Source organism: Pseudomonas sp. GD04058, assembly GCF_029836855.1.
Lineage (GTDB): Bacteria > Pseudomonadota > Gammaproteobacteria > Pseudomonadales > Pseudomonadaceae > Aquipseudomonas > Aquipseudomonas bharatica.
The window spans coordinates 42,450-58,617 of record NZ_JAOECN010000001.1; the positions used below are offsets into that span (position 1 = coordinate 42,450).

A 16,168-nucleotide genomic window follows, 5' to 3' on the forward strand; every position below is an offset into this window, starting at 1 on the left:
AACCAGGATGATGGCTTTTTACTTCGCCCCCCCTAATAAACCACCTGTCACGCCGTTCAGCACTCCCCCCAAACCTCCGGTACCAGTGGCGGTGGTACCGGCGCCGCCCGAGACCGCTACGCCAGCACCGGCGCCCGCGGTTGCACCACCGAGCGCACCCGTCACGGTATTGACCACGCCGCCAACCGTCCCAGTAACGGCGCCAAGACCGCCAGTGCCGCCGGTCGCACCGCCCAAGGTGCCGGTCACGCTGTTCACCACACCGCCTACGGTGCCCGTTACGGCGCCAAGACCGCCAGTACCGCCGGTAGCACCGCCCAAGGTGCCGGTCACGCTGTTCACCACACCGCCTACGGTGCCCGTCACGGCGCCAAGACCGCCAGTACCGCCGGTAGCACCGCCCAAGGTGCCGGTCACGCTGTTCACCACACCGCCTACGGTGCCCGTCACGGCGCCAAGACCGCCAGTACCGCCGGTGGTGCCGCCCAAGGCACCGGTCACACCGCCCAAGGCACCGCCAAGGCCGCCATTCCCGGTGCCCGGGCCGTTCAGCACCGTGCCCACGCTGGTGACGGTGTCACCCAGGCCACCCACACTGATGGCGAGGCGTTCGCCGACCGGGTTGGTCGGGCCAGGGTTGGTTTGCGCACCAAGGCTGGTAAGCGCACCGCCGAGGTTATTGGTCACACCGCTGACCACGGTACCAAGCCCGGTTGCAGCGCCCACCTGCTGCGTCACACCCAGCGCAGTGTCCACCACCGGCTGCACGACGCCGCCCACGGTGCTGGTAACCGTAGCAGTGAAATAAGGGGCAGGTCCGTTGTTGACGGAACCAGTACCGCCGACCACAGGCCCGGCCGAAGCCAGCAGGTTGCCCACACCTAACAGGTTCAAGGCGGTGGTACCGACCACGCCATCCGGGTCATGTACGGTCAGGCCACCGCCGACACCGGCGACCACCCCGCCCACGGTTTCCAGAACCCCGCCAGTACCTGGTGCACCGCCGCCATTGGCATTACCGCCGCCTACCAGATCACCCGCCTTGCCGGCGATATTGCCCACGGTTCCGGCCAAGCCGCCAGCCAGGTCGGTCACCGGATTGCCACCCGCACCAGCGACCTGCTGGCCGACAGAGGTGACGGCAGTACCTACGGTTTTCAGCACCGAGTTGAGCGGCGCACCGAGGCCGGTGGCTTCGCCCAAGGTCCCTGCAGTGTTTTCCACCAGCGCCACAAGTTGCACAGCGCCGGTATTCAACTGCTGGGTAACATTGTTCAGCGGGCCGGAAGAGGTAGCACCGCTGATAGTGTCGCCTAAGGCGACCACGGTGGTGCCCAAGGAACCCACGACACTGTTGACCACGGGTACTTGTTCGATCGCACCGCTGTTGGCCAGGCCCTGCACGCCGCTGCCGAGTTGCGCAACACCGGCGCCAACGCTGCCGAGCGTATTGCCGATCGCGTTGTTGCCGGTACCGAGTTGGCCCAGGCCCGAACTGACGCCACCACCAATGGTGGAGACGGTAGCCCCCACACTGCCGACCAGGCCACCGGCGCTATCGCCCAGTACCGGCAGGCCATTGACGCTCCCACCGACGCCGCCCACGGCATTGCCCAGTGCCGAAACTGCAGAGCCTGCCTGATCTACCACCTGGGCGGTAATCAGCGGATTGCTGGTGGTGGTGCCGGTTCCACCAGTGGAACCATTGCCGCCTGTACCGCCTGTACCGACCGTGCCCCCTGCTCCGTCGGTGCCGCCCGTGCCACCGATGCCACCGATCACCGTTCCTTCACCGCTGCCACCGCCACCCGAACCGCCGCTTCCGGTTCCGGCGCTGCCACCACCACTGCCGGCAGTACCGCCGGTACCGCTGTCGGTGGTGCCCGAGCCGGCGTCGCCGGTCGCTGCATCGGCCGCGGTCGGTGAAGACTCGTCAACCACGCTATGAGAACCGCCACCACCGCTGCTGCATCCCGCCGCGAGGCTTACAGCCATCACCAGTGCCAGTGCCGAACTTGCTTTCATCCACGCTTGAGTGTTCATGGCGACTCCATTGCTTTCGCTGCCGCTGCTTTATGTATGCGGAAACTCCAGTACGGAACATCCGCGTTGGTGCAGCTATCTCAGTCCGGCGGGCGTGGTGTCACAACTCTGAACTTGGTATTAACCGGATATATACGTCGGTGATGTCAAAAAAAACCCATATTTTTCAATGAGTTGAAAATGGAGCCTGGCCTCGTTGATGGCATTTCGACTTTCGCGCTATAACCATTTGACGGGTATCTGGCGTCAGGCAGCCGTGTCCTCGCGTTCCTTTTACACGGGCGCTCTACGGCGCTCAGTCGCTGACCTGGAATGTCAATCGGGCCGTTTGGCCACTAGCGTCGAGTACGCTCAACTCGTAATGCCCGGGCTCGTCGAAGCGCGTTTTCAGCGTTTCCTGGCGAGCGGTTTCACCGAGCGGAGTGCCATTAAGGAACCACCAGCGCTGCCCATCCCCACCGAGGGCCGACAGCTCCAGTTGCAGGGTCTCTTGACTGGTCGCCGGGCGCCTTAGCTGATCGCCCTGGCGCACCCCGACGATCGACAACGGCGGCGCACTGGCCGGTACCTGCGGCGGGCAGTCCGGGTCAATGGCCGGCAGCCGGGCGTCGCGCCGCTCGGCGCGGCTCAGCCAGGGCTCCAGTGGCGCCGGCCAGAGGGCGATATCCCGTGATCGGGCACCAGCACAGGTGGCATCGACCCGCAGCCCCTGTTCGTTGACCCAGACCCGCTCCAGCAACCCCACGCCCAGCGGCTGGTCCTGTGCCAGCAGGGTCGGCGGCGTGGTGCCGTCAAGGGTCCAGGCAAAACGCTGGCGCCGACAGTTGCCATCGCTGCGTGCCAGCGGCTGACCCAGCGGCCAGCAGATCGCCGCAACACCAACACTGGCAGGCACCGGCGGAACCGGCGGGCGAATGCCGCGCTGGCTGTCGCGGTTGCTCAATACATCGTGCACCTGCAGCATCAACGGCGCCGCCGAGGCCAGGCCGAACTGGCCCGGTACCGGCGTGCCGTCGGGACGGCCGATCCATACGCCGATCAGGTAACGCGGGCCGACGCCGATCGACCAGGCGTCACGGAAGCCGTAGCTGGTACCGGTTTTCCAGGCCAGTTGCGGCCGCTGCACCAGTTCGGCGTGGGGATCGCGGTCCGGTCGTGCCTGGCCGCTGAGGATGCGCCGGACGATCCATGCCGCGCCGGGGGAAAGCATGCGCCGCTGCACCAGCGGTGCATCCGGTTGCAGGCGCAGGCTGGCGCTCATGCCGTCGCGGGCGAAGGCGCTGTAGCCGGCGACCAGGTCTTCGAGGCGACTGCCGCCGCCGCCAAGGATCAACGACAGGTTGGGCTCGGCCAGTGCCGGCAGGCTGATCGCAATGCCGCCGGCACGCAGTTGCGCGGCGAAGCGCTTGGGGCCGTAGGCTTCAAGCAATTGCACCGCGGGCAGGTTGAGCGACAGCGACAAGGCCGAACTGGCCGCCACCGGCCCGCTGAACCCCATGGAGAAGTTGCCGGGGCGGTAGTCACCGTAGCGCCGCGGTACGTCCTGCAGCAGCGATTCGGAATGGATCAGACCATCGTCCATGGCCATGCCATAGAGGAACGGCTTGAGGGTCGAGCCAGGCGAGCGCCAGGCACTGACCATATCGACATGGCCGAAGCGGCGCTCGTCGTTGAGGTCGATCGAGCCGAGGTAGGCACGCACCGCCATGGTTTCGGATTCCACCACCAGGATCGCCGCCGAGGTGCGCTCGGGCAGGCGCGCGCGCCAGCCGCCGAGCAGGTCCTCGAGGCGGCGCTGCAGCGAGGCATCCAGGGTAGTGCGGATCAGCGGCGGACTGTCGGGGCGATTCAGGCGCCGGGCCAGCAACGGGGCCAGCGCCGGCTCCTGGCGCGGAGCGAGGAGCAGCGGTTCTTCCATGGCTTCACGGATCCGTTGCTGTGGCCACACCTGATAGTCGCCCAGGCGTTGCAGGACCTTGTCCCGGGCCGCCGTGGCACGCTGCGGATGACGATCCGGGCGCAGGCGGCTGGGAGCCTGGGGCAACACCGCCAGCAGCGCGGCCTCGGCAGGGGTCAGTTGTTGCGGCGACTTGCCAAGGTAAGCCCAGCTCGCCGCCGCCACGCCTTGCAAGGTGCCACCGAAGGGCGCGCGGTTGAGGTAGATCTCGAGGATCTGGCGCTTGGACAGGTGCCACTCCAGTTGCACGGTGCGCCAAAGCTGGCGCAGCTTGCCGGGCAGGGTGCGCGCATGAGGGTCGAGCAGGCGCGCCACCTGCATCGACAGGGTGCTGCCCCCGGACAGCACGCGGCCACCGCTGAGGTTCTGCCAGGCGGCACGACCGAGGGCCAGCGGATTGACCCCGGGATGGCTGTAGAACCAGCGGTCCTCGTAGGTCAGCAGGGCTTGCAGGTAAAGCGGCGAGACGTCATCCACCGACACGGGATAGCGCCACACGCCATCGGCATCGGCGAAGCGCCACAAGGGCGTGCCGTCATCGGCCAGCACCACGCGGGCCAGGTCATCGGCCGGCAGCGGCAGGGGCCAGAGGCGGTCGGCCAGCCACAGCAACGCGACCAGGCCAACCGCGGACAAGGCTGCGATACTCGCCAGCCGGGCCTTGCGCCCGCGTGGCAGGGCTAAGCTGAACATGCACGGGAACCGAGGCGGCCCGATAATGGCCAAAGGCTGGAAGGCAGCACCAATGCTGTGACGATCATCAGGACACGACCATGCAGGTAGAAGGTTTTTTCGAGTGGCTGGGGCAAGCGCTGGGCGCGGCGATCAGGTTCGTGGTGGATTTGCTGAGCGGCCTGTTCGCCATGCTGGCCAATGCCGGGACGAAGTTCATCGACGGGCTGGCGAGCACGCTGGGCATGGATACCTCGCTGATCAGCATCCTGATCCTGATCATCGGCTTGATCCTGCTGTATTCGGCGGTGCGGGCGTTCATGCGGGCATCGGTGATTGCCGGGATCATCTGGGCATTGCTGGGGTTGTGGGTGTTGAGTTGGGTGGTGCATTGAAAGGCATCGCTGGCAAGCCAGCTCCCACAGGATTTGTAGGAGCTGGCTTGCCAGCGATGAGGTCCTGACAGCCTCAGCGGCCCTTGATGATCATCTCCCCGGCACTCTCCCCCACCGCCTGCCAGTCCGGCCGGTACATCGACTCCACCTGCGCCGGCGGAATCCGGTAGCTGCCCGGGGTCACCGCCCGCGCCAGGTACAGCAGGTGGGTGGTGCCGTAGCCATCCAGGTTCAGCGCGGCGACATAGCGGTCATCGCGATACTCCTGGTGCACCACATTGGCGTTCTCCATCGCCTCGCGCCACTGCTTCACCGCGCTGCTGGCGTTGTCCAGGCTGGCGGCGCTTTGCGCCAGGTTCTGGTTCTCCAGCTCCAGGCCCGCCGGCAGCAGGTCAACCACCAGTGCATCGGGAACCCGCTCCTTGGCCTGGATCGCCAGGTGCACCAGCACCAGGTCGCCACTCTCCAGCGACTTCAGGTCCAGCGCCTGGCCATTCATGCCCAGGTATTCGCGGCGGATGCTCATGTTGTTGCCGCTGGCCGGCGGTGCCTGGCGTGGGTAACCGGACAGGGTCAGGCGCTGGTACAGGGTCTGGTCGCCGTCATTGCGCACGCTCAGCGGCGAGGCCAGCTGCGGCCCCTCCAGGTGCAGGCCGGATTGTTCCGGGCCCAGTTCACGGGTCTGCCCGGCGCTGTCCAGTTGCGCGCTCCACTTGCCTTCCGGCTGCTGCGCCAGGCCACGACCGGCAAGGAACAGGGCATTACGTTCCTGGGTCGAGAGCCACTGGCTGCCGGCCAATTGATCGGAAAGCTTGAACAGGCGGTCCGGGATGTCCTTGCTCGCCAGCTTGTATTCGTCGAGCAGGGCGATGATCAGCGCCTGATCACGCAGCGAGCTGCCGTAGTCGGCCAGCCAGCCCTTGCCGCGACCTGCGGCAAGTCCGGCAGGCAACGCCTGCTCGGCCCTCGGCTTGTCGCCCATGGTGTCGAGGGCGATCGCCAGTTGTACCAGCGGCAGGCCGGACCGGGCATCGGCACGGCGTTCGAACAGGCTGCGCAAGGCACCCAGCGGTGCCTGCTTGCTGCGCGACAGCACCAGCGCTGCGTAGGCCTGCACGGCGAAGCGGCTGTGCTCGGCATTCTCGCTGTAGTTGACCTCGATCAGGTTGCGCTCCTGCACATAGCGCAGCAGGCGCTCGCTGGCCTTCTTCAGCGCCTCGGGCGGCACGGCGAAGCCCTGGTCGCGGGCGCGCAGGAGGAAGTCGGTGACATAGGCGGTCAGCCAGTATTCTTCCTCGCCGTCGGAGCTCCACAGGCCGAAGCTGCCGTTGTAGCGCTGCATGCCCAGCAAGTGCTCGATGCCGATTTCGATCTTGCGCTTGCGCTCGTCCGCCGGCTCGCCGGTGATGCCCAGGCGCTTGAGGGTCGCGGCATCGGCGTAGAGCGACGGGTACAGGCCGCTGGTGGTCTGCTCGGCGCAGCCATAGGGGTAGGCCTTCAGTGCGCGGATCTGCTCGGCGAGGTTCAGCGGCGGACGGCTGGACAGCGCCAGGGTGCCCTCCAGGCCGGCCGGTTCGAAGGTCGCCAGGTCCTGCTCGGGCAGGGTCCAGGGCTCGCCGCCGTTCAGCGCCACACGGTAATGCTTGAGCTGCGCCGGGTAGGCCGGGCGGATGCCCAGGGTCCAGTCACGGGAGAAGCCGGTATCGGTTTCGCCCGGCAGCACCAGGCCATCGACGCGCACGGTGACACGACCCTGGCCATAGCCGCCGGTGGCCTGCACCGGGATCTTCAAGGTGACGCGCTGGCCCTGCTTGAGCTTGAGCGACTGATGCGACGAGCCGAGCAGGTCCAGTTGGCCTTCGGTGGCCAGGGCCACGGCGAGGGTCTGGTCCTGGCCGGACAGGTTGGACAGGTCCAGGGCCAGGCTGGTGCGGTCGCCACCGGCGAGGAAGCGTGGCGCCGACAGTTCGGCGATCAGCGGTGCGGCGACCACGGTCTTGGCTTCGGCCACGCCGAAGCGGTCCTCGCTCCAGGCCTGAGCCATCAGGCGCAGTTCGCCGTTGAAGTCGGGGATGTCCACCGTGGCCTGGCCCTTGCCATCGGCGTCCAGGCTCACCGGGGCGCTTTGCAGGGCGACGATGGTCACGCTGGTGTCCGGGCGCTTGCCGCCCTTGGCCATACCGGCGTCACCGCCGAAGGCCAGGCTGGCCAGGCGACCCTGGCCGGCCTCGATCAACTGACCGTAGATATCCAGTTGGTCGGCGCCATAGGCCTTGCGCCCGAACATGCCGGTGAATGGATCCGGGGTGACGTAGCTGGTGATATTGAGGATGCCCACGTCCACCGCCGCCAGCAAAACCTGAACCTGCTTCGGTACGCTGCCGTCGGCATTGCGCGCCTGGATGTTCACGGTCAGCGGATGCTTGGGACGCATCTTCTCGGGAGCTTCGAGGGTCACGGCCAGCTTGCGTTGCGCGCGGTCCAGCGGCAGGTGCAGTACGCCCACGGCACGCTTGGGCGTGACATTGGCCTTGCGTTCGCCGGGGCGGATCACCAGGGCGCTGACATAGAGGTCATGCCGGGCCCATTTCGGGTCGAGCTTGATGTCGAAGGCCTTGCCCTCTGCAGGCACGTCGATTTCCTGCCACCACAGCGGACCGTCGCCACCTTCCACCATCAGGTAACCCTTGCCGGCCGCTGGCGGGGTGACGGTGACGCTGGCAGTGTCGCCGTCGTTGTAGGCCGGCTTGTCCAGGGCCAGGCGCACCTGGTCGGGACGCACCGCGCCACCGTCGGCGTTGTCCTGGGCGCGGTATCCGGCCCAGAAGCGCAGGCTGCTGGTGACGCCGGTTTCCGGGTCTTCCACTTCGACCCGGTACGGGCCCCACTCCACCGGGAAACTGAGCTTGGTGGTGCTGCCCTTCGGCACGCTGACGCTCTGCTCGCTTTCGGTGAGGTATTTTTCGTTGAAGTTGTAGCTCCAGCCATCGCTCTGTGAATAGTTCCAGTAGTAGTCGCGGCGCTCGCGGACCAGACGCACGCGCAGGTTGTCGGCGGCCAGCTTGTTGCCGTCGCGGTCGGCCACCAGCAGTTCGACTTCCACCGGTGCATCGCCGTCGGTTTCCTCGCCATCGAACAGGCCGCGCAGGCCCGGCAAGCGGTCCGCCGGCCAGATTGGCTGCTCCAGGCGCCGGGTGATGGGACGGCCACCGGACTCCTGCAGGCTGGCCTGTACGGTGAGCTGCAGCGGCGAACGGGCCTCGGCCCATTCGCTGGCGATAGCGATGGTGGCTTCACCGTCGGCGTCGAGGGTGGATTCTTCCAGCTCCAGATCGTGGCTCAGGTCTTCTTCGGTGACCGAGCCGAACTGGTAGCCAGGCAGCGCCGGTACCGCCTCGCGCAGCGGCCGAACGTAGACCTGGCCGCTGAGGCGATTGCCCGCCGCCGGAGCGCCGTAGAGGTAACGGCCATTGACGCTGATCTCTGCGGTTGCATCCGGGCTCAGCGGGGTGTCGCTGCCCTTCAGTTCCAGGGCCAGGCGCTCGGGCAGGAAGTCTTCCACCAGCACTTCGTAGACCTGCTGATGCCCGCCGCCGAGGTCGAAGAGCAATTGCCAGCGCCCGGTCGGCGCTTCGCCGGCCAGTTGCAACTGGTACTGGTAAAAGCCGTTGGCATCCGCCTCCCAGACGAACTTGCGGCTGACCTGCTCATCCGGGCGACGCACTTCCACATTGATGGGCTGGCTCTTCACCGGCTTGCCATCCTGGTCGCGCAACAGACCGTTGAGCAGGACGGTTTCGCCTGGACGATACAGGTCACGCGGGCCGAACACGAAGAACTGCAGCGGGTTGGCCTGGGGGCCGGTGACGGTGAATTCGGAGAGGTCGAGAGCGGCGCTGTTCAGACGCAGCAGCGTGGTGTTGGCGCCTTGGCGCGCCAGCAGCAGATCGGCCTTGGGCGGCAGCGGCAGTTGCGCGTGGCCGTCACTGTCGGTCTTGCCCTGGGCGAGCACCTTGCCATCGTGGTCGAGCAGGTCGAGGTCGATCGAACCCAGCGCCTTGCCGCCTTCCAGGGCCTGGGTGAAGACATCCAGGCGGTTGCTGTAGCGGTGCACCGAGAGGCCGATATCGCTGAGGGTGAACAAGGTTGCCGGCTGCGAGTAGTTGTAGGTGCCGGCCTCGCGCATCACCGCCAGGTACACCCCGGCTTCCTGCAATGGCTTGATCCCGGCCATGGGCAGCAGCAGGGTCTCGCGGGTATTGGCCGGCGGGTTGAGGTCGAAGCGGCCGGCATAGACCAGGTCGGCCATGGGCAGCAGGTCGTTGGCTTCATAGCTCTGCAACGAGCTGTTGCGGCCCCAGGCGCCGAGGAAACTCGGCAGCGACTCGGGCTTGATACGGAAGAACTCCACCTCGACCTTGTTCACGTTCAGCGCGATCACCGGCAAGCCCTCGGCCAGGCGGGTCGGCAGCAGCGAGCCACGGCTGGCGAAGCCAATGCTCGGCTGCATGTCGCGGGTTTCCAGGCGGCTGATGTATTCGTTGGCCAACTGGTTGCCATTGATGCTGCGCAGGCCGGCGTCGATGGTCAAGACCAGCTTGCGCTGCGGCTCGAGGTGGCGCAGGCGCAACTCCATGCGGTTGTCGGACAGTTCCCAGGCGCCATCGACCTTGCCCTTGGTGGTGTCCACCAGGTGCAGGCGTTCGGCGAAGCGCTGGTCGGCTTCGAGCGGTGCGGAGAAGGTGACCGACAGGGCGCTGGCGCCATCGACCTGGACCTCCGAGACGTCCACCACGTTCAGCTCGCGGCCAGCGTAGCGCTGGGCCAGGGTCGCCTCATCGACCTTAGGCGCGCTGGCGGCCGGGCCGGCGGCTTTTTCGGCAGGCGTGGGAGCAGGTTTGTCGGGGGAAGACGAGTCGCAGGCACTCAGCAACGCCAGCGCGCAGGCCAGCCACAATCCTTTGTTCAGCATGGGAGAAAGCTCTCGGGGCAACAGGGGCAGACGGGAAACTATATATCAAGGTCCACGGTTTCACCGGGGAACGCTGCCGAGGTGAGACAGGGTTCACCGAGCAAAGTGCCGTCAGGTGGGTAGAATGGTCGGCTTGGGTTGCGCGGTGGTCCTTTTGCGGCTGCCTCGCGGTCCCGATACTCACAAGGACCTCGCGAATGTCTCTTCTGTTGACCGACTGGCGCCACCGCCCCACCCACCACAAGGTCTGGGCCCTGGCCGCGCCGATGATCCTGTCGAACATCTCGGTGCCGCTGGTGGCCCTGGTCGACAGCACGGTCATCGGCCACCTGCCCCATGCCCACCAGCTCGGCTCGGTGGCGGTCGGCGCCAGCCTGTACACCCTGCTGGTGGGGGTACTAGGCTTCCTGCGCATGGGATCTACCGGCTTCGCAGCCCAGGCTGCCGGCCGCTCGGACGGCGACGGCCTGCGCCAGGTGCTGGTGCAGGGCCTGGGTCTGGCCCTGTTCTTCGCCCTCGCCCTTGGCCTGCTGGCGATCCCCCTCAGCCACCTGGCCCTTGGCCTGATGCAACCAGGCGCGGAACTGGCACAGGGCACGCGGGACTTTTTCACCACCCGCCTGCTCGGCCTGCCTGCCGCACTGGCGACTTACGCCCTGGTCGGCTGGTTCCTCGGCACGCAGAACGCCCGGGCACCACTACTGATCCTGCTGACCACCAACCTGCTGAACATCGTCCTCAACCTGTGGTTCGTCCTCGGACTGGACTGGGGCGTGGTCGGCTCGGCGCGCGCCTCGGTGATCTCGGAATGGGCCGCGGCCCTGCTCGGCCTGGCGCTGACACGGCCTTCGCTGCGCGCCTATCCGGGGCGGGTGGTGTGGCCGCTGCTGGCGCGCTGGCAGAACTGGCGGCCGATGCTCAGCGTCAACCGCGACATCTTTATCCGCAGCCTGGCCTTGCAGGGGGTGTTCTTCCTGATCACGGTGCAGGGCGCGCGGCTGGGTGAAGCGACGGTGGCGGCCAATGCACTGCTGCTCAACGGCTTGCTGGTGACGGCCTATGCGCTGGATGGCCTGGCCCACGCAGTGGAAGCACTATGCGGACACGCCATCGGCGCGGGAAACCGAGACGCGCTGCGGCGCTCGCTGACCGTGGCCAGTGGCTGGTCGCTGATTGCCAGCCTTGGATTTGCGCTGTTGTTTCTGTTCGGCGGGCACCTGTTCATCGCCCTGCAGACCAATATCCCCAGCGTGCGCGAGACGGCGTTCGAGTACCTGCCGTACCTGGCGCTACTGCCGTTGATCGCGGTGTGGAGCTATGTGCTCGACGGTTTGTTCATCGGCGCCACGCGGGCGCGGGAAATGCGCGATGCGATGTTGCTCAGCGTGGTGATTGCGCTGCCCTTCGCCTGGATGGCGCGGGACCTGGGGAACCATGGGTTGTGGCTGGCATTCCTGTTGTTCATGGCGGTGCGCGGAGTAACGCTCGGGGTGATGGGGTGGCGGTTGCAGCGGCGGGATGGGTGGTTTGCGCAGGGCGGGAATTGAGTGTGCTGCTGATGGCCTCATCGCTGGCAAGCCAGCTCCCACAATGTCCCGCGTCGAGTCGGTTTTTGTGGCTGGCAAAACCCTGTGGGAGCTGGCTTGCCAGCGATGAGGCCGGCAGGAGCAATGCCGATCCCTGATCAGCCCACGAAAAAGGCCCGCCCCCGGAATCCCGGGAGCGGGCCTTTTTCTACATCGGCAAAGCCTTACGACGACAGGTAGGAAGACCGTGTCAGCCCCAACCGCAAGGCATCGAGGAACTGCGTGCGCTCACGTTCGCTGAGCCGGGCGCTGGCTACCTTGTCACGGTAGTGAGTCATCAACTCCTCCGGCGACAGGTGCACGTAGCGCAGCATGTCCTCGATGGTGTCGTGGGTCTCGATGCCGGCGTGGTACACGCTGCCGTTCGGGTTCTGGTAGATGTTCACCGAGTCGGTGTCACCGAACAGGTTGTGCATGTCGCCGAGGATCTCCTGGTAGGCGCCGACCAGGAACACGCCCAGCAGGTAGTCCTCGCCTTCGTTGACCGCGTGCACCGGCATGCTGGTCTCGATGCTTTGCTCATCCACGTACTGGTTGATCTTGCCGTCGGAGTCGCAGGTCAGGTCCTGCAGTACCGCGCGGCGCAGTGGCTCTTCGTCGAGGCGGTGCAGCGGGATGATCGGCAACACCTGGCCGATCGCCCAGGTGTCCGGCAGGCTCTGGAACACCGAGAAGTTGCAGATGTACTTGTCGGCCAGCTTGTCGTTGAGCTCGTCCAGCACCTGGCGGTGCGAGCGCTGGCGGGCCTTGAGCGAGTTGTGCAGGCGCCGGCACACGGCGAAATAGCACTGCTCGGCCAGGGCCTTCTCGGACAGGCTGATCTTGCCGTCGGCATACTGGGCGGCCACGTCGCTCATGTAGTGGGTGGCGCGCCAGTAGGTTTCGGTGACCATCTCGATATCGGTCGGACCGAGCAGATCGACCAGCCATTGCACGGTCTCCGGCAAGGCTTCCTTGTTCTCGATGGTCGGCACTTCGTCGTTGTGCTTCTCGACGTCGGTGACCTGGATCACCAGCACGGCATGATGCGCCGTGAGCGAGCGGCCGCTTTCCGAGAAGATGTGCGGGTGCGGCAGGCCCTGGGCGTCGCAGAACTCCTTGAGCATGCCGACCACGACACCGGCGTAGTCGTCCATGTCGTAGTTGATCGAGCTGGCATTGCGCGAGTGGGTGCCGTCGTAGTCCACGCCCAGGCCGCCACCGACGTCGATGTGGTCCACCGGCAGGCCAAGGGCGCGCAGCTCGCCGTAGTAGCGGATGGCTTCCTTGAAGCCGTGCTGGTAGTCGGCCAGGTTGGCAATCTGCGAGCCCATGTGGAAGTGCAGCAGGCGGATGCCCTGGTCGAGACCGGCATCACGGAAGCGCTGGACCACCGAGATCAGTTGCGCCGCCGACAGGCCGAACTTGGATTTCTCGCCACCGGTATCCGCCCACTTGCTCGACGCCAGCGACGACAGGCGCACGCGCAGGCCAACCTGCGGCTTGACCTTGAGTTCGGCGGCTTCCTCGATCACCAGGGCCACTTCCGACTCTTTTTCGATGACGATGAAGACATTGTGGCCAAGCTTCTGGCCCATCAGCGCCAAGCGGATGAACTCGCGGTCCTTGTAGCCGTTGCAGACGATGGTGCCGCCTTTCGGCGCCAGCGCCAGCACCGCCAGCAGTTCCGGCTTGGAACCGGCTTCCAGGCCGATGGAGACGTTCTGCGTGGCGATGATGTTCTCGACCACCGCTTCCTGCTGGTTAACCTTGATCGGGTACAGGGCGGTGTACTGGTTCTGGTATTCCAGGCGCGCAATGTTGGCATCGAAGGCACCGGTCAACTGGCGCACGCGGTCCTGCAGGATGTCGGGGAAGCGCACCAGCAGCGGCAGCGACAGGCCGCTCTTGCGCAGTTCGTCGACCTGCTCGTACAGGTCGATCGGCGCGCTGCCCGGACCGTTCGGGCGTACTTCGACACGCCCGGCTTCATTGATCGCGAAATAACCCGCGCCCCAATGGCGAATCCCGTAAACACTGCGGCTGTCGGCCACGGTCCATTGGCTGCCATCGTCTTTGCGTGTGCGTCGTACGGACATCGAAGTCCCCTATAAAGAAAGTCGGATAACACCGGCCATGCGAGATGGCGCAGTGTAGAAAATGAAAATGACGATTTTCCCTGTTCGGGTTTGGACCCTTCCCAAGGCAACGAGTTTAGACGCTGGGTGCAGGCGATCAGCCGCCGGATTTCTTCGCTTTGAAGCCCTGCTTGACCAGTTCGCCGAGCAGCAGCTCGACATGGTCGCCCTGGATCTCGATGATGCCGTCTTTCAGCGCGCCGCCGGTACCGCAGCGCCGTTTCAGGGTGCTGGCCAGTTCCTTGAGCTGTTCCAGGGGTAGCGGGACGCCGCTGATGGTGGTCACCGTCTTGCCGCCGCGACCTTTGCTTTCACGGCGCACGCGGGCGATGCCATCACCTTGGGGGATGACCGTCTGCTTGCAGGTGCAGGCATCGATGGGTTGGCTGCAGTCCGGACAGTGCCGACCTGCATCGGTGGAAAACACCAGGCCGCCTAGGGCGGAGAATGACGAGGCTTTCTTGGCCACTTTTGATCCTCACGTTTGAGGACAAAAAACTGGTCGCCGGCCCGGGCGGGCCACGACCGCGAAGCCCCACTCTGGCAGGGGCAGCGCACCTGCCGGGAAGGACGCCCCCGGCAGGGTAAAAAGGCCGCGCAGTGTAACGGCAAATGTGCCGCTTGCTAAGTACAGAACTGCGCCAATTTGGACAAATTTCGCGACGTCAGGATTGGCGGTCGAGCGCCCTGGCGAGCGCGGCCAGGGAGTCAGGACAATACGGCAGCCTCAGGGACTCTTCCCAGACCACTTCCGGGTTGACGAAACGGGCTTCGCTGACCTCTTCGGGCTGCAGGTGCAAGGGGCCGTCCCACACCGCCGAGAACACCGCGCACCATAGGCGGTTGCCCGGTACATCGAAGAAGAAACGGTCGTGCGCACGCAGTGCAACGCCGCTGACGCCCAACTCCTCCGCCAACTCCCGCGCCGCCGATTCGGCGTACGCTTCTCCGGCCGCGACCATGCCACCCGCGGCGACGTCCCAGTAGCCGGGATACAGCGCCTTGCTCAGGGTGCGCTTGTGGATGCACAACTGCCCGGCGCTGTTGAACAGGAGGATGAAGGTGCAGCGCCCGATCAGGCCGCGCTCGCGCAGCTCGGCGCGCGGCAAGGCGCCGAGGAGGGTGTCGTCGGCATCGACCCAGGCGACCTGTTCCCGGTCGGAGGCCGCGCGATGCGCCGCCTCCTTCGCGCTGATGGTCATATCAGCCCTGCGACAGCAACTGGCGCAGGTCGATGACCGCCGCGTTGGCCCGGGAGATGTAGTTGGCCATGACCAGCGAGTGGTTGGCCCACATGCCGAAGCCGCTGCCGTTCAGCACCATCGGGCTCCACAGCGGCTCCTGGGAGGCTTCCAGTTCGCGAATGATCTGGCGCACGCTGACGGTGGCGTTCTTTTTCGCCAGCACGTCGGCGAAGTCCACCTCGATGGCGCGCAGCAGGTGCGACAGGGCCCAGGCCTGGCCACGGGCTTCATAGAAGACGTTGTCGATCTGCAGCCATGGGGTTTCCACCAGTTCCTCGTCGACCTGCGGCGCCTGGCCCGGTACCACCACTTCGGTCTTCAGGTTGCTGTTCAGCTTGACCCGGCCGACGCTGGCCGACAGCCGCTGCGACAACGAACCCAGGCGGGTGGCGACGTCGCCCAGCCAGTTGTTCAGGTTGTCGGCACGGGTGTAGAAAATGGCGCCCGAGTCGCCGGCGGCCAGGCGGGTCTGGTAGCGGTTGAGCGACTTGATGCCTTCCTCGAACTCGGATTCGCTCGATGGCAGGATCCAGCTCTTGTTGTCGAAGTTGAAGCGCGGCTCGGCCTTGGCCAGGTCGGCATCCTCGGTGGACTGCGACTGGGAACGGGCGAAGTCCTTGCGCAAGGCGCGGGACAGGTCACGGACCTGGACCAGCACGCCGTATTCCCAGCTCGGCATGTTGTCCATCCACAGGCCCGGCGGGAAACGGTCGTTGGAAATGTAGCCACCCGGCTTGTTGAGCAGGGTACCGGCGACGGTCTTGAGGGTTTCGATAGTGGTGTAGCCGACCACCATCTGCTGGCCGTTGCGCTCGGCGGCGGACTGGGCGTTCTGCTGGACCGGGAACAGGTCCGGCTCCTCGCTCCAGTACCAGCCCAGGGCGATGGTGACCACCAGGTAAAGGCCGACCAGCGCGCCCAGCGAACGGCTGAGCAGGCCACGGAAGTAACTGCCGCTCGCCGATTCGCGTTTGGCGCTGCGTTCCTCGCGCGCCTCGGCGCCGCCTTTACGGTTTTTCCAGTCCAGCATGGCGTTGTCCTTATTCAGTCAGGGGCATGTGCAGGGTTCGACCGCAGCGGCCGGGCATTGGTGCCAGCGCATCGCGAAACTCGGCGGATGCACTGCTGCCAGGGGCTGTCCGGGTGTCGGCCACTATAAAGCAAGGGCGCAGGATCGCATAA

General features: G+C 66.0%; 9 protein-coding genes. 2 read left to right on the plus strand and 7 right to left on the minus strand.

Annotated elements, in window-relative coordinates; translation table 11 throughout:
• Positions 1–18: 18 nt before the first annotated feature.
• Positions 19–2,043, minus strand: coding sequence for a collagen-like triple helix repeat-containing protein (locus N7650_RS00220; RefSeq protein WP_279896419.1), 2,025 nt, complete (start codon positions 2,041–2,043; stop codon positions 19–21).
• A 295-nt stretch (positions 2,044–2,338) separates the two neighbouring features.
• Positions 2,339–4,693 carry a peptidoglycan glycosyltransferase PbpC gene (pbpC, locus tag N7650_RS00225; protein WP_279896420.1) on the minus strand — a complete coding sequence of 785 codons (2,355 nt, stop codon included), beginning with the start codon at positions 4,691–4,693 and terminating at the stop codon, positions 2,339–2,341.
• A gap of 80 nt (positions 4,694–4,773) precedes the next feature.
• On the opposite strand from pbpC, the gene N7650_RS00230 reads away from it, so the two are divergent.
• Positions 4,774–5,067 carry a hypothetical protein gene (locus tag N7650_RS00230; protein ID WP_064301586.1) on the plus strand — a complete coding sequence of 98 codons (294 nt, stop codon included), beginning with the start codon at positions 4,774–4,776 and terminating at the stop codon, positions 5,065–5,067.
• A 73-nt stretch (positions 5,068–5,140) separates the two neighbouring features.
• Here N7650_RS00230 and N7650_RS00235 read toward each other — a convergent pair whose 3' ends face one another.
• On the minus strand, positions 5,141–10,039 hold the full coding sequence (locus tag N7650_RS00235) for an alpha-2-macroglobulin (RefSeq protein WP_279896422.1): 4,899 nt from the start codon (positions 10,037–10,039) through the stop codon (positions 5,141–5,143).
• 197 nt (positions 10,040–10,236) lie between these two features.
• Between N7650_RS00235 and N7650_RS00240 the strand changes: the two genes are divergently transcribed.
• Positions 10,237–11,586: an MATE family efflux transporter gene (locus tag N7650_RS00240; protein ID WP_279896423.1), complete on the plus strand. Its 1,350-nt coding sequence runs from the start codon at positions 10,237–10,239 to the stop codon at positions 11,584–11,586.
• Between the two features lie 203 nt (positions 11,587–11,789).
• Here the strand turns inward: N7650_RS00240 and speA are convergent, their stop codons facing one another.
• The 4 genes from speA to N7650_RS00260 form a co-directional block, all read right to left on the minus strand.
• Entirely contained in the window at positions 11,790–13,703 is a 1,914-nt protein-coding gene (speA, locus tag N7650_RS00245; RefSeq protein ID WP_009398734.1) for an arginine decarboxylase, read from the minus strand.
• A gap of 136 nt (positions 13,704–13,839) precedes the next feature.
• Positions 13,840–14,211 carry a translation initiation factor Sui1 gene (locus tag N7650_RS00250; protein WP_279896425.1) on the minus strand — a complete coding sequence of 124 codons (372 nt, stop codon included), beginning with the start codon at positions 14,209–14,211 and terminating at the stop codon, positions 13,840–13,842.
• Between the two features lie 196 nt (positions 14,212–14,407).
• On the minus strand, positions 14,408–14,944 hold the full coding sequence (locus N7650_RS00255) for an NUDIX hydrolase (protein ID WP_279896426.1): 537 nt from the start codon (positions 14,942–14,944) through the stop codon (positions 14,408–14,410).
• Between the two features lies 1 nt (position 14,945).
• On the minus strand, positions 14,946–16,016 hold the full coding sequence (locus tag N7650_RS00260) for a DUF2333 family protein (RefSeq protein ID WP_279896428.1): 1,071 nt from the start codon (positions 16,014–16,016) through the stop codon (positions 14,946–14,948).
• Between the last annotated feature and the right edge of the window lie 152 nt (positions 16,017–16,168).